We start from the raw sequence: 19,816 nt of genomic DNA, 5'->3' as shown, positions 1-19,816 counted from the left end.
ATCAGGAGATGCCCGCAAGGTAGTAACGGGTTCTACAAGAGGCAAGGCCCGCGACCGCACGGCTTTCGTGCGGGTAGTGCGCAAGGTGCGTGCAAGCCCCTTGCGGCGGTGGGGTCACGCTCAGCAGACTGCATGCAGAACTAGAACGCGTACTAGTTCTCCGCGTGGGTGCCGGGACACGCACGCGGGATGTGGATGGAGAGGACGCCCATGGCCGCGGAACCTGTCATCGTCGAAGCCGTACGCACCCCCATAGGCAAGCGCGGCGGCGCGCTCGCCAATCTCCACCCCGCCTATCTGCTCGGCGAGACCTACCGCGAGCTCCTCGGCCGCACGGGCATCCACGCCGACTGCGTCGAGCAGATCGTGGGCGGCACGGTCACCCACGCCGGGGAACAGTCCATGAACCCGGCGCGCACGGCCTGGCTCACGATGGGCCTCCCGTACGAGACCGCGGCGACGACGGTGGACTGTCAGTGCGGTTCCTCGCAGCAGGCGAGCCACATGGTCGCCAACATGGTCGCGGCCGGTGTCATCGACGTGGGGATCAGCTGCGGCGTCGAGGCGATGTCACGGGTGCCGCTGGGGTCGGGCTCCAAGCACGGTCCGGGCAAGCCGTTCCCCGAGGAGTGGAACGTCGACCTGCCCAACCAGTTCGAGGCGGCCGAGCGGATCGCCCGCAACCGCGGTCTCACGCGGGAGAACGTCGACTCGCTGGGGCTCATCTCGCAGGAGCGCGCCGGCACCGCCTGGGCCGAGGAGCGCTTCAAACGCGAGACGTTCGCCGTCCAGGTCCCGACGACGGAGGAGGAGCAGGCCGCCGGACAGGGCATGTGGCGGCTCGTCGACCGGGACGAGGGGCTGCGGGACACCACGATGGAGGGCCTCGAGCGGCTCAAGCCGGTGATGCCGACCGCCGTGCACACCGCGGGGAACTCCTCGCAGATCTCGGACGGCGCCGCGGCGATCATGTGGGCGTCGAAGCGGATGGCGCGCGCGCTGAAGCTGAGGCCGCGCGCGCGGATCGTGGCGCAGGCGCTGGTGGGCGCCGACCCGCACTACCACCTGGATGGTCCGATCGACGCGACGCGGGCGGTGCTCGGCAAGGCGGGAATGTCCCTGAAGGACATCGACCTGGTGGAGATCAACGAGGCGTTCGCGTCGGTGGTCCTCAGCTGGGCGCAGGTCTTCGAGCAGGACCTGGAGAAGGTGAACGTGAACGGCGGCGCGATCGCGCTGGGGCACCCCGTGGGGGCGACGGGGGCGCGGCTCATCACCACGGCCCTGCATGAGCTGGAGCGGCGGGACAAGGAGTTCGCGCTGATCACGATGTGCGCGGGGGGCGCTGTCGCTACGGGGACGATCATTCAGCGGCTCTGATGCCCCGTTCCTCGCGTACGACGAAGGCGGCCGCCCCCGGGGAGGGGGTGGCCGCCTTCGGGTGTTTCAGGAGGTCCCGGCGGCTCAGTAAGAGCCGTTGGCCTGCCAGTGGTTCCACGCGCCGACGGGGCTCCCGTAGCGGTCGTTCATGTAGTCGAGGCCCCACTTGATCTGGGTCTCGGGGTTGGTCTTCCAGTCCGAGCCCGCCGACGCCATCTTCGAGGCGGGCAGGGCCTGGACCAGGCCGTAGGCGCCGGAGGAGGCGTTCGTGGCCTTGGGGTTCCAGCCGCTCTCGTGCTCCACGATCTTGCTGAACGCCTTGTACTGAGCGGGGTCCGGGATCATCTTCTTCGCGATCGCCTTGGCCGAGGAAGGCGCCGCGGCGGGAGCGGCGGCCGGAGCGGCAGCCTTCGCCTCGGAGGGGGCGGCGGCCTGGGCCGGGCCCGCCATGAACAGCATGCCGGTCGCGGCGGCGGCCACGGCGGTACCGGTGAGGGCCTTCTTCGGGGTGGCGATACGAGTCAGGAGCGCGGCGGACAAAGCGTGACCTTCCGTGGGGGACATGGTGTCGCGGGCACGCCGAAGGCCACGGGGGTGTGGCTGGGGGAATGCGTCGGCGCCCTGGACCTTGCGGCCGGCGGCGCCGTGCGACTCGATCCAGAGAAACAGGGCTGCCACGTCTCCGCAATGACCCTTTTTACTAGTGGATGTCGCATGCGCGCGGAAGGTCCTTCGTGTGACGTGGCTCTCAACCCGCAGGTCGGCGCCTGTTTTGACGCGTACGCGCCAGTTGGCCGCGGCTACGGCCCGCCGTAGTAGAGGACGAAAGTACTGTGGGCCGCCTCACCGCGAAGGGACCCTCCATGTGACGGAGAGCCAGCGGTCGCCTACGCCTTCGGCCCCTCGAATGTGACCTGGGCCTCGAAGGCGGCCCGGCGCGTGGCCCGGCGCAGCGCCTTCAGTACGGCGGGCCCGAGGGCGAGGCTCAGCAGGACGGTGACGACGGCGCGCGGCAGGTCCCAGCCCAGCGAGGTCGCCAGGCAGTACGCGATGAAGCGGGCCAGGTTGTCGCCGACGGGGTCGCCGGGCACGAAGGAGACGCCGGTCGCGAGGCCGCCGAGATAGGGCCAGCCCTGCAGATTCATGACGGTGCCGTACAGGACGGACGAGACGGCCCCGTAGGCGGCGAGCAGCCACAGCTCGCCTCGGCCGCGGATGCGGTCGGGGCCGGGCAGCAGCCCCGCGCCCATGCAGACCCACCCCATGGACAGCATCTGGAACGGCATCCACGGGCCGACGCCACCGGTGAGCAGCGCGGAGGCGAACATGGACACGGCGCCGAGCACGAACCCGAACCCGGGTCCGAGCACGCGCCCGCTGAGCACCATGAGGAAGAACATCGGCTCGATGCCGGCTGTCCCCGCCCCCAGCGGCCGCAGCGCGGCACCCGCGGCGGCGAGCACCCCGAGCATCGCGATGGCCTTCGCGTCGAGCCCGACGTCCGCGATGGTCGCCACGACGACGGCCAGCAGCAGCGGCAGCAGGGCCGCGAACAGCCAGGGCGCGTCCTGGGCGTGCGCGCTCAGCCCCGATTCACCGCCCGCGATGAGCGGCCACCCGAAGGCCACGACGCCGACCGCGCTGACGAGCGCGAGGGCGCCGACCGAGCGCGGGCCGAGGCGGATGGGGCGGGCCTGCCGGGCCGCGGGGGAGCCGCTCACGGGGTACCGCCATCGGCACCGAGGGCGTCCCGGACCTCCGTGACCGTCAGCCACTTCTGCGGGGCGAGGATCTTGGTGGTCTGCGGGGCGAAGGACGGCGACGCGACCACGATTTCCGGGGTCGGGCCGTCGGCGACGATCTCCCCGTCGGCGAGGATCGCCACCCGGTGGGCCAGTTCCGCCGCCAGTTCCACGTCGTGCGTGGCCAGGACGATCGCGTGCCCCTCGGCGGCGAGGCCGCGCAGGAGCGTGACCAGACGGGCCTTGGCCGCGTAGTCCAGGCCGCGGGTCGGCTCGTCGAGCAGGAGCAGGGGAGGGCGGGCCGTCAGGACGATCGCCAGGGCCAGGGTGAGGCGCTGGCCCTCCGAGAGGTCGCGGGGGTGTGTGTCGTCCGCGATGCCGGGGAGCAGCTCGGTGACCAGCGCCCGGCAGGTGCCCGGCTCCGCCCCCGCGTCATGGTCGGCCGCCGCGCACTCGGCGGCCACCGTGTCCGCGTAGAGGAGGTCACGGGGTTCCTGGGGGACCAGGCCCACGTGGCGGATCAGCTCGCGCGGCCCGGTGCGGTGCGGGACCGCCCCGCCGACGCGGACCGAGCCCGCCGCCGGTTCGAGCAGGCCCACCAGGGTGGACAGGAGCGTGGACTTCCCGGCGCCGTTGCGGCCCATCAGGGCCACCGTCTCGCCCGCGGAGACGGTGAGGTCCACGCGGCGCAGTGCCTCCACCCGGCCCCGGCGTACGGCCAGGGCGGAGACCACGGCGGCCGCCGCTTCGGGTGCGTCCCCCTTCGTACGTCCACGGAGCCGGCCCAGGAGCGTCGCGGGGCGCTCATCGGGGCGCACGGTCACGACCTGCTCCCGGGGCTCGACCTCGGCCAGGCGCTCCCGCAGCCCTGCCGCCCTGCGCCGCGCGTCGCGCACCGTCAGCGGCAGCGGGGACCAGCCCGCGAGGCGGCCGAGGCCGACGACCGGCGGGTAGACCGGGGAGCGGGCCATCAGCGAGGCGGGGTCCCCGAGCACCGGCGGCTCGCCCGGCGCCGCGAGCAGCAGCACCTGGTCGGCGTACTGCACGACCCGCTCAAGGCGGTGCTCGGCCATCAGGACCGTCGTGCCGAGGTCGTGCACGAGCCGCTGCAGTACGGCGAGCACCTCCTCGGCGGCGGCCGGGTCGAGTGCCGACGTCGGTTCGTCGAGGACGAGGACCTCGGGGTGCGGCGTGAGCACCGAGCCGATGGCGACGCGCTGCTGCTGGCCGCCGGAGAGCGTGGCGATGGGGCGCTCGCGCAGATCGGCGAGCCCGAGCAGGTCCAGGGTCTCCTCGACCCGGCGGCGCATCACGTCGGGCGCGAGCCCGAGCGACTCCATCCCGTAGGCCAGTTCGTCCTCGACGGTGTCCGTCACGAAGTGCGAGAGGGGGTCCTGGCCCACCGTGCCGACGACATCGGCGAGTTCACGCGGTTTGTGCGTACGGGTGTCGCGCCCCGCCACCGTCACCCGGCCCCGCAGCGTGCCCCCGGTGAAGTGCGGCACGAGGCCGCTCACCGTGCCGAGCAGTGTCGACTTGCCGACCCCGGAAGGGCCGACGAGGAGCACCAACTCACCCTCGGGCACGGCGAGATCGACCCCGCGCACGGTGGGCTCCGCGACTCCCTCGTACGTCACGGAGACATCCTCGAAGCGGATCATGAGGGCTCCTCGGTGCGAGCGGTGCGAGCGGGGCGAGCAGGACGTACGGGAGCGGCGGCATCGGCGGGCACCGGCGCCACGAAGGCGGGCAGCAGGCCGATGAGCACGGCGGCGGCGGGCCACAGCGGCAGCGTCGGCGCCGTCAGGGGGACGACCCCGGGGTGCAGGGCGGACGCGTCGTACGTGGCGGCCCAGATCATCAGGCCCGCCACGGCGATCCCCGACCCGGCGACGAGCCAGGCGCGCACGCCCCACGGGTCGGGGCGGTAGCGGGTGCGCACGGAGCGCCGGCCGCCGAGGCGGAGCCCGGCGAGCGCGGCGAGGAGACCGACGGCGAGGACGGGCAGGCCGTAGGCCGTGCCGTCCGCCGTGAGCAGGCCGTACGTGCCCACGCAGACGCCCATCAGACCGCCGAGCGTCAGGAACGCCGTCACTCTGCGCACCCCGGCGGGCACCGGCGCGCTGCGGCCGAAGCCGCGCGCGTCCATCGCGGCGGCCAGGGCGACCGACCGCTCCAACGCGCCCTCCAGGACGGGCAGTCCGACCTGGAGCAGCCCCCGGATGCCCTTGTCCGCGCGCCCGCGAAGGCGCCGCGCGGCCCGCAGGCGCTGCACATCCATGATCAGGTTCGGTGCGAACGTCATCGCCACGACGATGGCGACCCCCACCTCGTACAGCGCGCCCGGCAGCGACTTGAGCAGCCGTGCGGGGCTTGCGAGGGCGTTGGCGGCGCCCACACAGATGAGGAGACCGGCCAGGCGCACCCCGTCGTAGAGCGCGAAGAGCAGCCCCTCGGCCGTCACCCGGCCGCCGATCCGTACGCCCTTCGCCCAGTCGGGCAGCGGCACTTCGGGGAGCGTCACGATGACGTGCGTACCGGGGATGGGGGAGCCGAGGACGACGGCGAAGACGAGCCGGATCGCGATGACGACGAGGCCGAGCTTCACGAACGCGCCGTACGACCGCGCCCACGGCGCCGATGTCCTGCGCGCCGCGACGACGTAGCCCGCGACGCCGATCAGGAGACCGAGCAGCAGGGGGTTGGTGGTGCGGGACGCCGCGACGCCGAGCCCGAGCGCCCACACCCACCAGGCGCCGGGGTGCAGCGCGTTGCTCCGGTGCGCTTCGGGGGCCAGCCGCCGCCGCAGCGCACCGGGAGCGGCGCTCGTGTGATCGGTCATCGTGTCGTCGTGCGGTCAGCCGCGTCGGCGGCGTGCCTGCCAGACGGCGGCCCCGCCGAGCAGGGCGATGACGGCGACGCCCGCGATCAGGCCGACGGAGGGGCCACCGGAGTCGTCCTTCCCCGCGGACTCGCCGGACTCGCTCGCGGACGGCTTCTTCTCCGCGTCCTCGGAGCGGCCGTTGCCCGACACCTGCTCGCCGCAGCCCGACTTGGGGTAGTCGGCGATGGCGCACAGCAGGGCGTTGCTGTCGTAGCGCAGGGGCTTGGCGACCGCGGCGAGGGCGTCCGCGCTCGTCGCGTCGTCCGCGACCTGCGCGCAGGCGGTACGGGGCTTCGGCGGGGTCTCCCCGGCGGGGGCGTCACCCGGTGCGCCGAAGTCGATGACCAGGGCGATCCGCTTGCGGTCGTCCTTGGCGGGGGTCTTGGCGCAGATCGTGCCGAAGTCAGCGGCGCCGCGCGGCTGCGCGGCGTCCTTCGAGTCCTCGGACACGGCGAACCGGAAGCCCTGGACGGCCCCGTCGTCGGGACGGGCGGTGCTCGGCCCCTGGCTGGCATACGCCCACTTCGCGCCGTCCCGGTCCCAGAAGGACCAGTAGCGGTAGCCGGTGCCTGCCTGGGCGGGGGCGGCGGCGAGGACACCGAGCAGGGCGACGAGGAGCGCCCCGATCACCAGGCGCCCGCGCCGCACGCGACCCCGCGTCACAGCTGCTGCTTCTTCTTGTTGCCGCTGTACAGGAAGCCGATGCCGATACCGGCGACCATGCCGACGCCGATGATCCACCAGATGCTCACGCCGCTGCCGTCGTCGTCCTTCTTCTCGTCGGCTGCCTGCTCGGCCGCCTGCGGGGCCGGCCCCTGGGCATTGAGCTGCTTGACCAGGTCCGTGCCGCCGAAGTCGCGCGGGTCCATGCCCGCGGCGTGGGCGGCGAAGATCAGCTGGGCGTAGGCGGCGGGGCCGGACTTCTCGGCCCAGTCCGCCGAGTTCTTCGACAGCCACTGGGCCGACTTCTCGGCCTGCTCGGGCTGGCCGGCCGCGGCGAGCGCGAGCACGGAGTCCGCGGTGTTGCCGAGGTCGGGCATGTTCTTCGCGCCGGGCATCGACGACATCAGGTGGTCGTCACCCTTGGCGAGGGTCTTCAGGAGGTAGCCGGTGCCGTTGGCCGCCGCCTGCTCGGCGGTGTCGGCCTTCGCGCACTTCGCGGCGGCTTCCTTCTTCTTGGCCGCGTCCACGACCAGGCCCTGGCCGTGGGCGCCGAGGACGCCGGCCGCGGTGGCGTCCGCGTTCGGCGAGAGCTTGCCGGACTTGACGTCCGCGAGACCGAAGGCGCCGCCGTCCTTGTCACAGCTCATCGAGAGGCTGGGCAGCGCGTTGAACGCCGTCTTGCCGCTCTGGGCCTTCACGCCTTCCGGCTTCTCGCCCGCCGCCGTGAGCGCGCCGATGACGATGCCGGTGGAGTTGGCGTCGGAGTCCATGCCGGGGCTGTAGCCCCAGCCGCCGTCCTTGTTCTGCACCGACTTCAGCCAGCCGACGCTCTTGTCGACCGCCTTCTTCTGACCGCCGAGCGCGGCGAGCGCCTGCACGGCGGCCGCCGTGGCGTTGCTGTCGAACATCGTCTTGGAGTCGCACGGCTCGCCCGCGTCGGCGCGGTACGCGGCGAAACCACCGCTCCCGCACTGCTGGCCGGTGAGCCAGTCGACGGCCTTGTCGGCGGGCTTCACACCGGCCGAGTCCTGGGCGAGCAGGGCGTACGACTGCCGGAACACCCCGTCGAACTTGGGGTCGGCGTCGCCGTACAGACCGGAGGGCAGCTTGGCGGAGGGCGACGGGGACGCGGTGTCCGCGAAGGCGGCCGGTGCTGCGGCCGAACCGAACACGGCGACGGCGGCCAGGACCGCTGCGCTGCGGCGAACATTCATGATGCGGCGGGTGCCTCTCCCTGCGGGGGAGCGGGGCAGCACGGGCGCGTGCGGGCACGGGCACCGGGCGGCTCCGGCTCCGTATACCTCGACGGTGCCGGCCATCGGAGGTCCCGATGACGCGAGCCGGTCACGCTCCGTACCGGGCATTCCGGCTCACCGCGGATGCGGTATACGGCTGCGGGTCAGCGCCGGATTCGCACCGGCTTCCCCCCGTACGGGCATGATGACGACGGGGCCACTCTACCGGCCCGTAGGGAAGGGCCCCGGGGCGCCCGCCCGCGGCAGGAGGTCACACCGCGCGGTAGCGCACCGGATCGTTGCCCACCGCCTCCGCACGCCCCAGCTTCACCAGGCGCCGCACATGGGCCTCGGCCTCGGAGACCGCGATGTTGCGCGAGCCGTAGCGGATCTCGGCCCAGGGACGGTTCCACTCCATCTGCACGGCGAGCTGCCAGGGAGTGAGGGGCTCGGCGAGGAGGGCGAGCAGGTCGGTGAGGCGCTCCTCGTGGTGGGCCAGGATCTCGCGCACGCGGGCCGGGGCGTCGGTGAACGCGTACTGGTGGGCGGGAAGCACCTCGGCGGCCCCCAGGCGTCCGATGCGCTCCAGGGAGTCGAGGTAGTCGCCCAGGGGATCGGTGATCGTCTCGTCGTCGGGGTCCTCGTACAGGCCGATGTGCGGGGTGATCCCGGGGAGCAGATGGTCGCCGGAGAACAGGCGGCCGTGGCCCGGGAGTTGCGCCGGGTGCTCCTCCTCCAGGTGCAGGCAGACGTGGCCCGGGGTGTGTCCTGGGGTCCAGATCGCGCGGAGCCTGCGGCCCGGCAGTTCGAGCAGCTCGCCGGGGGTGATGTCGCGGTCGGGGAGCGCGGCGGCGAGTCCGGGCAGGCGGGGCGCGCGGCCCGCGTCACGGGCGGCGACGAGCGGGGCGACGTGCTCGGCGGGGGCGCCCGCGGCCGTCAGCTTCTCCACCATGTAGTCGAACCAGCGCGCGGGCGGCCCGGTCCGGGTACGGCGCACGACCGACGCGTCCGCCTCGTGCATCGCGATCCACGCGCCCGACGCCTCGCGGACCTGGGCGGAGAGGCCGTGGTGGTCGGGGTGGTGGTGGGTGATGACGACGCCGTGCACCGCCTCGACGGATGTGCCGCAGGCGGCGAGGCCGGAGGCGAGGGCGTCCCAGGACGTGGGGTCGTCCCATCCCGTGTCGATGAGGACCGGGCCGCCGTCGGTGTCGAGGAGGTGGACGAGGGTGAAGCCGAGGGGGTTGTCGGGGATCGGGACCTTGATGCTCCATACGCCCCCGCCGTGCTCGGTCACCTGCGGATCGGTCACCTGCGTCATCGAGGCCCTCATCTCTCGTCGCTGCGCGGCCACGACCACGGCCACAGCCAGCATAACTAGAACTAGTTCCAATGATCGCCCAAGTCGACTGTTTCGGCTGGCCACTTGAAGGGCTGCGCGAGCCTTGCCCTCCGTGGACTAGTGGAACTAGAACTGGTATCAGTTCTGAAACAGTGTCAGAAAGCGTGTCGCGCAGGCGGAATCCCGTCATCCCGCAGGAGGCAGTCAGCCATGACCGAGCTCGTGGAACACGGACAGCTGTTCATCGGCGGGGAGCTGGTGGATCCCCACGGCAAGGACGTCATCGAGGTGATCTCGCCGCACACCGGCGAGCCCTTCGCGCGGGTGCCGCACGCCGCGCCCGCCGACGTCGACCGGGCCGTCGCCACCGCGCGCAAGGCGTTCGACGAGGGGCCATGGCCCCGGATGACCCTCGACGAGCGGATCGAGGTCATCACCAGGATCAAGGACGCGTTCGCCGTACGGCACGAGGAGATCGCCCGCGTCATCAGCTCCCAGAACGGCACCCCGTACACATCGAGCGTGATGGTCCAGGCCCTCGCCGCGATGATGGTCTGGGACTCGGCGCTCACCGTCGCCAAGAACTTCACGTACGAAGAGGCGCGTGACGGAGCCCTCGGCAAGATCCTCGTGCGGCGTGAGCCGGTCGGTGTCGTGGCGGCCGTGGTCCCGTGGAACGTCCCGCAGTTCACCGCCGCCGCCAAGCTCGCGCCCGCGCTGCTCGCCGGGTGCCCGGTGATCCTCAAGACGTCGCCCGAGACACCGCTCGACGCGTACATACTCGCCGAGATCGCCACCGAGGCGGGGCTGCCGCAGGGTGTGCTCTCGATCATCTCCGCGGACCGCGAGGTGAGCGAGTACCTCGTCGGGCACCCGGACATCGACAAGGTGTCCTTCACCGGCTCCGTCGGCGCGGGCAAGCGCGTCATGGAGGTCGCCGCCCGCAATCTCACGCGCGTGACACTGGAGTTGGGCGGCAAGTCGGCCGCCGTGATCCTGCCGGACGCGGATGCGGCGAGCGCGGTCGCCGGCATCGTCCCGTTCGCCTGGATGATCAACGGCCAGGCGTGCGTGGCACAGACCCGCATCCTCGTGCCCCACTCGCGCCACGACGAGTTCGCCGAGGCCTTCGCCGCCGCGGCCTCCGCGCTCAAGGTCGGCGACCCGCTCGACCCGGAGACCGAACTGGGCCCGCTGGTCGCCGAGCGCCAGCAGCGGCGCTCGCTCGACTACATCCGCATCGGCCAGGAGGAAGGCGCCAAGATCCTTACGGGCGGCGGCCGTCCGGCCGGACTCGACCAGGGGTGGTACGTCGAGCCGACGCTCTTCGGCGGCGTGGACAACTCGATGCGCGTCGCCCGCGAGGAGATCTTCGGCCCGGTCATCTGCCTCATCCCGTACGGCGACGAGAGCGAGGCCGTGCGCATCGCCAACGACTCGGAGTACGGGCTCAGCGGCAGCGTGTGGACGGCGGACACGGAGCGCGGCATCGACATCGCGCGGCGGGTGCGGACCGGGACGTACTCGGTGAACACCTTCAGTCTCGACATGCTCGGCCCGTTCGGCGGTTACAAGAACTCCGGTCTCGGGCGGGAGTTCGGGCCCGAGGGGTACGGCGAGTACTTCGAGCACAAGATGATCCACCTCCCCGCCGGCTACGAAGGAGCGGGTGCCTGATGGGTGACCGCTGGCACGTCGAGGTGGACCGGTCGGTCTGCATCGGCTCCGGGATGTGCGTGAGCACGGCGCCGGGCGCGTTCGCGCTCGACTCCGCCCGCCAGTCGCACCCCGCGGACCCCGAGACCGACGCCAACGAGAAGGTGCTCGAAGCGGCCGAGGGGTGTCCGGTCGAGGCGATCACGATCACGTTGTCCGGCAGTGGGGAGGTCGTCTTCCCGCCGGAGGACTAGCGGCTTCGCTCCGGCAACCGGATTTACTTCCGTGATGCGATCCAGGCTGATTTGTGTCGGTCCTGTGTGCTTTATCTGCACTCGAACGTGTGCGAACAGGACTTTACCCATGCGTTCCGCATGGGTGATCGATGACATCCGTGACTGTCCGTCCCCTTTGCGGCCTGGAACTGTTCAGAGCCAGACAACTTGGGGGATGGGGACGCCGTGGACAAGCGGTACGAGGTCTACTGTCTGGCCGACAGGCATTTCTACGAGACTCCGGACCGTTTGTCCGTGGGCGGCACCGCCCCCGAGTTCCAGACGGCGGGGCGCCCGGTCCCGCAGGGATGGCGGTCGGCCCGCGAGGGCGACTGGCTGACCTTCGTGCCCGTCGACGACGACGGTCACGCACGGCCCGCGCCCCAGCAGGGCTGGAAGATCCATGTGTCCGCCACGCTGGAGAACGCCGACCGCATCGCCGCGGTGGTCCACGACTACTGCGTGCCGCGCACCGTGCCCTTCAAGTTCATCGCGGGACGGCCCCTGCTCCACCTGCGCAACAGCAAGTACGCGGGACGTGACGGCAGCGGCAAGTTCACGACGATCTATCCGTCCGACGAGCAGCAACTGCACGAGATACTCACCGAGTTGGGGCGGCTCCTCGAAGGATTCGAGGGACCGTACATCCTCACTGATCTGCGCTGGCATGAAGGCCCCCTGTACGTCAGATACGGCGCCTTCACCCGCCGCATGTGCGCCGACGAGCGCGGCTCTCTCGTGCCCGCCATCGAGGACGACCAGGGCCGCCTCGTCCCCGACTCGCGTGATCCCGCCTTCCGGGTGCCCGAGTGGGTGACACTGCCGCCGTTCCTCGAAGCCCAGCTCGCGGCACGCAACGACACGACGGTCACCGACCTGCCGTACCGCATGGAGAAGGCGCTGCACTTCTCCAACGGCGGCGGGGTGTACGTCGGCACCGACACGCGTGACGGCCGCAAGGTCGTCCTGAAGGAGGGGCGGCCGTACGCCGGCCTGGCGTCGGACGGGGCCGACGCCGTGGCCCGCCTGGAGCGTGAGCGCGACGCGCTGCGGAAGCTCGCGGGTCTTGGCGTCGCACCCGAGGTGCGCGACTGGTTCGAGCTCGGCGGCCACCGCTTCCTCGTCATGGACTTCGTGGAGGGCAGCACCCTCAACTCCTTCTTCGCTGACCGGCATCCACTCCTCGTCAGCGAGCCCGACGCCGACGCGATCGCCGCGTACACGGCCTGGGCGCTGCGCATCCACCGGGCCGTCGAGGAGGCCGTCGCCGCCGTGCACGAGCGGGGCGTCGTCTTCAACGACCTCCACATGTTCAACATCATGGTCGCGCCCGACGAACAGTCCGTCTCCCTCATCGACTTCGAGGCGGCGGCGCGGGTGGGCGACAGCGGCCGGCAGGTCGTGGCCCACCCCGGATTCATCGCACCCGCCGACCGCGAGGGCGTGGACGTCGACCGCTACGCCCTCGCGTGTCTGCGGCTCGCCCTCTTCCTGCCGATCACCACGCTCCTCGCAGTCGACCGGGGCAAGGCCGCGCACCTCGCGACGGTGATCGCGTCCCAATTCCCGGACATACCCCGGGAGTTCCTCGACGAGGCCGTGGCGGAGATCGAGCGGGGCGGGCAGGTCCTGTCCGGCGCGAAGGGTGCCGTACGGGCGACCGCGAGTCCGGCGGCGGGGGCCGCCGCGCCACTCGTCGACGTCGCCGACTGGCCCTACAGCCGGGACTCGATGGTCAAGGCCATCCTCGCATCGGCCACCCCGGAGCGCGACGACCGGCTCTTCCCCGGCGACATCGCGCAGTTCTCCGACGGCGGCGGGCTCGGCCTCGCACACGGCGCGGCCGGCGTGCTGCTCGCCCTCGCCGAGAGCGGCGCCGATCGCTACGAAGAAGGCGAGCGCTGGCTCCTGAAGCACATCGAGCCCGCGCCGCGCGGCACGCCCCTCGGCCTCAATGACGGCCTCGCGGGCATCGCCCACGTACTCGAACGGCTCGGCCACCGCACGCGCGCGCTCGACCTGATGGAGCTCGTCCTCCAGGAGAACTGGCAGCGGCTCCCCTCCGACCTGCACGGCGGCCTCGCCGGGCTCGGCCTCGTACTCGACGCCATCGCGCACAGCACGGGCGAGGAGTCCTTCGCCCAGCACGCGCTCCAGGCGGCGCAGGTGATCGGCGAGCGGCTCACCGCGGAACCACCTCCCAAGGGGCGGCAACGGGCCGGCCTGCTGCACGGCGCCACCGGGCCCGCGCTCCTCTTCCTGCGCCTGTACGAGAGGAACGGCGATGCCGCGCTCCTCGACCTGGCGGCGAAGGCGTTGCGCGCGGACCTCGCCCGGTGCGTTGCACGGCCCGACGGCAGCCTCGGGGTGGACGAGGGCTGGCGCACGATGCCCTACCTCGGCGACGGCAGCGTAGGCATCGGGATGGTCGTCGACGACTACCTCGCGCACCGGGACGACGCCGGGTTCGAGGCGGTACGTCCGGGCATCCTGGCCACCGCGCGCTCACGCTTCTGCGTGCAGCCCGGCCTGTTCCAGGGGCGGGCCGGACTGCTGCTGCACCTCAACCGCAGCACCGCGCCCGGCATCACGCCCGAGGACGTCGCCGCGCAGATCGAGGGCCTCGGCTGGTTCGCGATGCCGTACGCGGGTCAGCTGGCCTTCCCCGGCCACCAGATGCTGCGGCTCTCCATGGACCTGCACACCGGAACGGCGGGCTGCCTCCTCGCGCTCGCCGCCGCCCTGGGGGACGGCGGAGCACACGTCCCCTTCCTGCCGCCGCTCAGGCGGCCCCAGAGCCGGTCCCGCCACGCAGCGGGGTCGTGACACCACCCACGAGGACATCAACGTCCCCAAATGAGAGGGAAGATCATGGCGCTTCTCGACCTGCAGAGCATGGAGTCCGACGAGATGACCGGTGGCGGCGGCGGTGGCGGCGGCAGCCAGGTGAGCCTGCTGCTGTGCTGGAGCGACGCGAGCGTGCTGCTCTGTCTCTGACGCCGACCCGTGCCTGACAACGGCACGGTTCGCCCGTGAGGAACCGGGCGGCGCCTCTCCCCAGAGGCACCGCCCGGGTCCATCGCGTTCACAGACGCCGACGCCACGGGGGTCGACGTCACGGACACCATCACCGTTACCGCCCACCCCGCCACGGACACGAGGACTGCGAGGACCCGGACCGCATGGCGATCACGAACGCTCCGCCTCAGCAACCCGGCCTCGACGCCGGGCTGTTGAAGGACGCGACCCGCTACAGCGCCGTTCGCTGCGTGGCCCTCGCGCTCTGCAGTGTCGCCGGGGCGGGCGCGAGCCTCTTTCTGCCGTTCGCCATCGGCCGCGCCCTCGATGCCGTCCTCGCGGGCCACGCGGCCGGACACGTCGGCCCCGACGCCACCCGCTGGATCCTCGTGTGCACGGCGCTCATCGCCGCCGGAGCCCTTCTCGACGCCTGCGACGGCGTCCTCACCGGAACCACCAACGCCCGCACCACGGCCTGGCTGCGCGGCCGCGTCGGACGCCACATGCTGGCCGTCGGGCCACGCGCCACCGCACGCTTCGCCCCCGGCGACCTCGTAGCCCGCCTCGTCGACAACGCGGCACACGCGGGCGTCGCGCCCGCCACGCTCGCCGCGCTCCTCGCGGCCCTGGTCGCGCCCGTGGGCGCCGTCGTGGCCCTCGCCCTGATCGACGGCTGGCTGGCCGTCGTGTTCATCGCCGGGGCGCCCGTCCTCGTCCTGCTCCTGCGGTGGTTCGTGCGCGTCTCGTCCGACTGCGTGGCGCGCTACCAGCAGGTCCAGGGTGACATCGCGGGCCGCCTCGGCGAGGCGATCGGCGGGGCACGGACCATCGCCGCCGCACACACCGAGGACAAAGAGGCACGGCGTGTCCTCGGCGCGCTGCCCGAACTCTCCCGGCAGGGCCACCGGATGTGGCGGGTCCAGGGCCGCTCCCAGGCACAGGCCGTCGCGGTCGCACCCCTCCTGCAGATCGCGGTCGTCGCGGTCGCGGGCCACCTGGTCGTCCACGACCGCATCAGCGTCGGCGAGTTGCTGGCCGCGTCCCGGTACGCGGTGCTCGCCACCGGGATCGGCATGCTCGTCGGACAGCTGGGAGCACTGGTGCGCGCCAGGGCCGCCGCGCGCCGCCTGGGGGAGGTGCTCGCGGAGCCCGCGACGCCGTACGGAAGCGAAAAACTACCGCCCGGCGAGGGGGAGTTGGAGCTGCGCGGCGTCACGGTGATCCGTGGCGGGCGCACCGTGCTCCACGGCGTCGACCTGACCGTCCCCGCGGGCGGCACGCTCGCCGTGGTCGGGCGCTCCGGAGCGGGCAAGTCGCTCCTCGCGTCCGTCGCGGGCCGCCTCGCCGACCCCGACGAAGGGGACGTACGCCTCGACGGGGTCCCCCTGCGTTCCCTCGGCCGCGAGGAGCTGCGCCGCGAGGTCGGCTACGCCTTCGAGCGGCCCGCGCTGCTCGGCACGACCCTGGAGGACACGATCGGCTTCGGCGCCCCGCGCCCTGCGCCGCCCCGCATCCGGGAGGCCGCCCGCGCGGCGCACGCCGATCCGTTCATCACCCGCCTCCCCGACGGGTACACCACGCCCTGCGCGGACGCGCCCCTCTCCGGCGGCGAGGCCCAACGCCTCGGCCTGGCAAGGGCGTTCGCGCGAGGCGGCCGGCTCCTGATCCTGGACGACGCGATGTCGAGCCTGGACACGGTGACCGAACACCACATCGCCGAGGCCCTGCTCCACCACACACCGCACCGCAGCCGCCTGATCATCGCCCACCGCGCGGCGACGGCGGCCCGCGCGGACGTGGTGGCGTGGCTGCACGAGGGCCGGATACGGGCGGTGGGTACGCACGCGGAGCTGTGGCAGCGCAAGGAGTACCGGGAGGTGTTCGGCACGTGAGGCCCGTGAGGCACGCGGAACGGGTGGGGCCGCCCCCGACCCCGCAGGGCCCGTACCGCCGAGGTGTCCGGTTCCTCCGGCGCAGGTGGCCGGTGGTGCTGCGCCTCGCGCTCTGGTCCGTACTGGAGACCGGGCAGACCTTCCTCACCGGGTACGCCCTCGCGCGCGCCCTGGACGACGGTTTCCTCGCGGGGCACGCGGACGTGGGCCTCGCGTGGCTCGGCGGGGCCGGGCTCGGCGTGGTCGTGGCCGCGTACGGCACGGGGCGGGTGTACCGCGCGGTCGCCGACCTGGTGGAACCGCTGCGGGACAGCTTGGTGCGTCAGGTCGTCGGGCGGGGGCTGCGGGAGGCGGACAACGCGTCCGTGTCCCGGCTCACCCAGCAGGTGGAGATCGCCAGGGACACCTTCGCCGGACTTGTCCTCGTCTCCCGCTCCTTCCTCTTCACGGCGGCGGGCGCGCTGATCGGCCTGTTTTCGCTGGCCCCGCTCCTCCTCCTGGTGGTCGCGCCGCCGCTGCTCGCCGGGGTCGGCCTGTTCGTGGCGAGCCTGCGTCCGCTGGCGCGGCGCCAGGAGAGGTTTCTCGTCGCCGACGAGGGCATCGCGGGCCAACTGGGCGCGGTGGCGCCGGGTTTACGGGATGTCGCGGCGGCGGGCGCGGAGCAGGACGTGGCCGAGGACCTGGACCGGGGCGTCGCCACGGAGTACGCGGCGGCCCGCGCCCTCGCCCGCTGGGGCGTCCTGCGCACGGCGGCCCTGGCGACCGGCGGCCAACTCCCGCTCGTCCTGCTCCTGGTCACGGCGCCCTGGCTCCTGAACAACGGGGTGACGCCGGGCGCCCTGGTCGGCGCGATCGCCTACGTGACGCAGGCCCTGCTCCCGGCCCTGCACAACCTGATCCACGGCCTGGGCACAAGCGGCTCCCGCCTGGCCATAGTCCTACGCCGCCTCACCTGGACCCCCGGCCCCTCGACCGCGGCCACACCAACCCCGCCCTCAGGGCTACCCGTGGGGGCACGCACGCGGGAGGAAGAAGACCCCACCCCCGGGGGAGCGCCGCCCCCCGTCGGACCTGCGGCGCCTGGCAGGCCCTTCGCCACCGGCAGGGAGGCCGGCCGTGGCCGGACGCCTGCCCGTGCGAAGACGCCTGCCCGGGGCGAGAAGCCCGCTCGGGGTGGGGCGCCCGCTCCCGAAGTACCGGCCCGCGGGGGACCTGCGGCGCCTGGCAGACCTCCCGCCCCCGACAGAGAGCCCGTCCTCGGCCAGACATCTGGCCGCGGCCAGACGCCTGCCCGTGGCGAGACGTCGGCCCTCGGTGAAGGGCCCGCTCCGGGCGACGTCCCCGCCCTGCACCTCTCCTCCGTCACCTTCGCCTACGGCCCCCTCGCCGAGCCCGTAGTGCGGGACCTCTCGCTCTCCGTCCCCCGGGGCGGGCACCTCGCCGTCGTAGGGCCCAGCGGGATCGGGAAGTCCACCCTTGCGGGGCTCGTGGCCGGGCTGTTGGAGCCCGGTGGTGGTGTCGTTCGCGTGGACGGGAGAGGCGTGCGGGGGCCAGAGGCCGTGGAGCGGCGGGTGTTGATACCGCAGGAGGCTTACGTCTTCAGTGGGACCGTGCGGCAGAACCTGGAGTATCTGCGCGCGGACACCGTCGGCGACGCTGAGCTGCTGGCCGCCGCGCGGGCCGTCGGGCTCGGCCCGGTGGTCGAGCGGCTCGGCGGGCTCGCCGCCCAGGTCGACCCCACCACGCTCTCCGCGGGCGAGCGGCAACTCGTCGCGCTGACCCGCGCCTACGTCTCGTACGCGCCCCTCGCTCTGCTCGACGAGGCCACCTGCCACCTCGACCCGGTGGCGGAGGCCCGCGCCGAGCGGGCGTTCGCGGCGCGGCCCGGCGGCACCCTCGTGGTGATCGCCCACCGCATCAGCTCGGCCCGCCGCGCCCAGAGGATTCTGGTGATGGACGGGGCGCACACCCTCTGCGGCGGCCACGAGGACCTGCTGGAGCGGTCCTCGCTCTACCGTGAGCTGTCCGGCAACTGGGGCCCGGAGAGCGCCGCTTCACACCCAGCCCTCCCCGCGCGAGATCCGTATGGCGTCGATCCTGTTCCTGGCCCCCGTCTTGCGGGTGATCGCGGCCATGTAGTTGCGCACCGTCCCGTTGGTCAGGTGCAGACGGTGCGCGATCTCGGCGACGGGCGCGCCCCCGGCGGCGAGGGCCAGGACCAGTAACTCCCGTGGGGTCAGGGTCATCTGAGAGGCCTTCAGGAAACCGAACCCGAGCGATTCGTCCACGAACCGCTGCCCGGCCGCCACCTGTCTGATCCCGGCGAGCAGACGGTCGGGCGGGCTCGCCTTGTCCACGTAGCCGAGCGCGCCCGCCTCCATGCAGCGGCGGAGCAGCCCCGGCCGGTTGCCGGACACCAGAACGAGCAGCGGGCAGCCGAGGCCGCCGGCCACCGGATGGGACTGCTCCCCGAACTCGGCGGAGGCGTACGCCGTGTCGCCGTCGGGGTCCACCACGCAGACGTCGGGACGCACCGCGCCCGTACGCTCGCGTGCCTCGTGCCATGGTGCATGGGACACCTCCAGGTCCGCCTCACGGGCGAGTCGTTCCGCCAGAGCGGATCGCAGCAGACAGGCGTCGTGCACGAGAAGTACCCGGATCACGTTTCGCTCCTCCAGGTTGCCCGCAGTCGGTCCGGTCGCTTCATTCAGCACGTAGACCATTCATAGCGGCGCCGACCGCTCGTACGGATGCGAGAACTGGCCAAGCGGGACCCAGGAGAGGCTCAGGGGCGCAATGACCAGGTAGGCCTGCGCCCCCCCGTGCACCGATTCAAGGCCTGCGGACTGCGTGGTTCCGGGAAATTGGGGACGCGCGGCGTGCTACGCCGTCTCCGGGGTCGTCAGATCGATCAGGCGGCACACCATCTCGATGTCGATCTTGACCTGTGCGATCGATGCCCGCCCCGAGAGCCAGGTGATGAGCGCCGAGTGCCAGGTGTGCTCGATGACCCGGACCGCCGAGAGCTGCTCGGGGGTCGGCGCGTCCGCCAGGCCCATCGCGTCCAGGATGATCGCCGTGGTCAGCCGCGAGACCGTGTCCACCTCGGGGCTCACGGAGCGGTCGGCGAAGGTCAGCGCCCTGACCATGGCATCCGCCAGGTGCGGCTCGCGCTGCAGGGCGCGGAAGGCCCGCATCAGCGTCTCGGCGCACCGCTCGGCGGGCGTCTCGCCGGCGGGCGGCCGCTTACGGATCGTCGTGTGCATGTGCTGGAGCTGATCCTGCATGGTGGCGACCAGCAGATGCACCTTGGAGGGGAAATAGCGGTACAGCGTGCCGAGGGCGACGCTGGAGGACTCGGCGACCTCACGCATCTGCACCGCGTCGAACCCGCCCCTGCTCGCGAGTTGGGCGCTGGCGTGCAGGATGCGACGGCGGCGCGCCTCCTGCCGTTCCGTCAGGGGCGGCGACGCCGGATCAGCTGCTGTGACTTCCGCTGCCTTGGCTTCCGCTGTCATAGGTCCCGTTGTCCGTTGTCCGTCGTCCCGGTCCGGTGATGTGGTGGGCCAGCATGGCAGGGGACCCGCCGTGGCGCGAATCACCTGATCCGGGCCTTACAGCGCGGCTACCTGCCGGTAGATTCAAAGCGCGTTCCGCGATCATTCAGCGATCATTCAACGATCAAGTCTGAAACTTGTTCTAGATTACCGTCCCGGCGTAACCTCGCGG

The 19,816-nt window shown here is 72.4% G+C and carries 15 protein-coding genes, 1 pseudogene and 1 riboswitch; of the genes and pseudogenes, 7 read left to right on the top strand and 9 right to left on the bottom strand.

All coding sequences use genetic code 11. From position 1 onward, the window contains the following. The first annotated feature begins 210 nt into the window (after positions 1-210). On the top strand, positions 211-1,380 hold the full coding sequence (locus tag ACIBCK_RS03105; protein ID WP_399386318.1) for a steroid 3-ketoacyl-CoA thiolase: 1,170 nt from the start codon (positions 211-213) through the stop codon (positions 1,378-1,380). Between the two features lie 84 nt (positions 1,381-1,464). On the opposite strand, the gene ACIBCK_RS03100 is transcribed toward ACIBCK_RS03105, so the two are convergent. The 7 genes from ACIBCK_RS03100 to ACIBCK_RS03070 form a co-directional block, all read right to left on the bottom strand. Next, positions 1,465-1,944 (bottom strand): transglycosylase SLT domain-containing protein, encoded by a 480-nt coding sequence (locus ACIBCK_RS03100; RefSeq protein ID WP_399387216.1) that lies wholly within the window; start codon positions 1,942-1,944, stop codon positions 1,465-1,467. Positions 1,945-2,267: 323 nt separating this feature from the next. Then, positions 2,268-3,101, bottom strand: coding sequence for an ECF transporter S component (locus ACIBCK_RS03095; protein WP_399386317.1), 834 nt, complete (start codon positions 3,099-3,101; stop codon positions 2,268-2,270). Beyond that, positions 3,098-4,783: an ABC transporter ATP-binding protein gene (locus ACIBCK_RS03090; RefSeq protein ID WP_399386316.1), complete on the bottom strand. Its 1,686-nt coding sequence runs from the start codon at positions 4,781-4,783 to the stop codon at positions 3,098-3,100. The genes ACIBCK_RS03095 and ACIBCK_RS03090 overlap by 4 nt, the downstream gene beginning before the upstream one ends. Then, positions 4,780-5,964, bottom strand: coding sequence for an energy-coupling factor transporter transmembrane component T (locus ACIBCK_RS03085; protein WP_399386315.1), 1,185 nt, complete (start codon positions 5,962-5,964; stop codon positions 4,780-4,782). The genes ACIBCK_RS03090 and ACIBCK_RS03085 overlap by 4 nt, the downstream gene beginning before the upstream one ends. Positions 5,965-5,979: 15 nt before the next feature. Then, the gene (locus ACIBCK_RS03080) at positions 5,980-6,669 is read right to left on the bottom strand and encodes an SCO2322 family protein (RefSeq protein ID WP_399386314.1); all 690 of its coding nucleotides are present in this window, start codon (positions 6,667-6,669) and stop codon (positions 5,980-5,982) included. Then, positions 6,666-7,883 (bottom strand): prenyltransferase/squalene oxidase repeat-containing protein, encoded by a 1,218-nt coding sequence (locus ACIBCK_RS03075; protein WP_399386313.1) that lies wholly within the window; start codon positions 7,881-7,883, stop codon positions 6,666-6,668. Before ACIBCK_RS03075 ends, ACIBCK_RS03080 begins: the two co-directional genes overlap by 4 nt. 144 nt (positions 7,884-8,027) lie before the next feature. Further along, positions 8,028-8,096, bottom strand: a riboswitch (cobalamin riboswitch). Positions 8,097-8,175: 79 nt separating this feature from the next. Next, positions 8,176-9,225, bottom strand: a complete 1,050-nt coding sequence (locus ACIBCK_RS03070; RefSeq protein WP_399386312.1) for an MBL fold metallo-hydrolase — start codon at positions 9,223-9,225, stop codon at positions 8,176-8,178. A 231-nt stretch (positions 9,226-9,456) separates the two neighbouring features. Between ACIBCK_RS03070 and ACIBCK_RS03065 the strand changes: the two genes are divergently transcribed. From ACIBCK_RS03065 to ACIBCK_RS03040, 6 genes are all read left to right on the top strand, one after another. Next, entirely contained in the window at positions 9,457-10,923 is a 1,467-nt protein-coding gene (locus ACIBCK_RS03065) for an aldehyde dehydrogenase (protein WP_399386311.1), read from the top strand. Next, positions 10,923-11,156 carry a ferredoxin gene (locus ACIBCK_RS03060; RefSeq protein WP_367041441.1) on the top strand — a complete coding sequence of 78 codons (234 nt, stop codon included), beginning with the start codon at positions 10,923-10,925 and terminating at the stop codon, positions 11,154-11,156. The genes ACIBCK_RS03065 and ACIBCK_RS03060 overlap by 1 nt, the downstream gene beginning before the upstream one ends. A gap of 207 nt (positions 11,157-11,363) precedes the next feature. Continuing rightward, complete coding sequence (gene lanKC / locus ACIBCK_RS03055; RefSeq protein ID WP_399386310.1) at positions 11,364-14,003, top strand: class III lanthionine synthetase LanKC; 2,640 nt, start codon at positions 11,364-11,366, stop codon at positions 14,001-14,003. A 45-nt stretch (positions 14,004-14,048) separates the two neighbouring features. After that, complete coding sequence (locus tag ACIBCK_RS03050) at positions 14,049-14,174, top strand: SapB/AmfS family lanthipeptide (protein ID WP_363307399.1); 126 nt, start codon at positions 14,049-14,051, stop codon at positions 14,172-14,174. 185 nt (positions 14,175-14,359) lie between these two features. Then, complete coding sequence (locus ACIBCK_RS03045) at positions 14,360-16,087, top strand: ABC transporter ATP-binding protein (protein WP_399386309.1); 1,728 nt, start codon at positions 14,360-14,362, stop codon at positions 16,085-16,087. Between the two features lie 5 nt (positions 16,088-16,092). After that, complete coding sequence (locus tag ACIBCK_RS03040; RefSeq protein ID WP_399387213.1) at positions 16,093-18,312, top strand: ATP-binding cassette domain-containing protein; 2,220 nt, start codon at positions 16,093-16,095, stop codon at positions 18,310-18,312. Here the strand turns inward: ACIBCK_RS03040 and ACIBCK_RS03035 are convergent. Together ACIBCK_RS03035 and ACIBCK_RS03030 are read right to left on the bottom strand one after the other, a co-directional pair. Next, positions 18,226-18,468, bottom strand: a pseudogene (locus tag ACIBCK_RS03035) (LuxR C-terminal-related transcriptional regulator); the annotation flags it as partial. The gene ACIBCK_RS03040 and the pseudogene ACIBCK_RS03035 sit on opposite strands and share 87 nt — an antisense overlap. 501 nt (positions 18,469-18,969) lie before the next feature. Continuing rightward, positions 18,970-19,605 (bottom strand): TetR family transcriptional regulator, encoded by a 636-nt coding sequence (locus ACIBCK_RS03030; protein WP_399386308.1) that lies wholly within the window; start codon positions 19,603-19,605, stop codon positions 18,970-18,972. Between the last annotated feature and the right edge of the window lie 211 nt (positions 19,606-19,816).

This window comes from Streptomyces sp. NPDC051218 (assembly GCF_044455475.1).
In the GTDB taxonomy this organism is placed as follows: domain Bacteria; phylum Actinomycetota; class Actinomycetes; order Streptomycetales; family Streptomycetaceae; genus Streptomyces.
Note: the sequence above shows the minus strand (reverse complement) of the source record. Positions and strands in the feature narration are given on the sequence as shown.

Coding starts and splice junctions, on each gene's coding strand:
- ACIBCK_RS03105 (WP_399386318.1), top strand. CDS start 211: ATGGCCGCGGAACCTGTCATCGTCGAAGCCGTACGCACCCCCATAGGC.
- ACIBCK_RS03100 (WP_399387216.1), bottom strand. CDS start 1,944: ATGTCCCCCACGGAAGGTCACGCTTTGTCCGCCGCGCTCCTGACTCGT.
- ACIBCK_RS03090 (WP_399386316.1), bottom strand. CDS start 4,783: ATGATCCGCTTCGAGGATGTCTCCGTGACGTACGAGGGAGTCGCGGAG.
- ACIBCK_RS03085 (WP_399386315.1), bottom strand. CDS start 5,964: ATGACCGATCACACGAGCGCCGCTCCCGGTGCGCTGCGGCGGCGGCTG.
- ACIBCK_RS03075 (WP_399386313.1), bottom strand. CDS start 7,883: ATGAATGTTCGCCGCAGCGCAGCGGTCCTGGCCGCCGTCGCCGTGTTC.
- ACIBCK_RS03070 (WP_399386312.1), bottom strand. CDS start 9,225: ATGACGCAGGTGACCGATCCGCAGGTGACCGAGCACGGCGGGGGCGTA.
- ACIBCK_RS03065 (WP_399386311.1), top strand. CDS start 9,457: ATGACCGAGCTCGTGGAACACGGACAGCTGTTCATCGGCGGGGAGCTG.
- ACIBCK_RS03060 (WP_367041441.1), top strand. CDS start 10,923: ATGGGTGACCGCTGGCACGTCGAGGTGGACCGGTCGGTCTGCATCGGC.
- ACIBCK_RS03050 (WP_363307399.1), top strand. CDS start 14,049: ATGGCGCTTCTCGACCTGCAGAGCATGGAGTCCGACGAGATGACCGGT.
- ACIBCK_RS03045 (WP_399386309.1), top strand. CDS start 14,360: ATGGCGATCACGAACGCTCCGCCTCAGCAACCCGGCCTCGACGCCGGG.
- ACIBCK_RS03030 (WP_399386308.1), bottom strand. CDS start 19,605: ATGACAGCGGAAGCCAAGGCAGCGGAAGTCACAGCAGCTGATCCGGCG.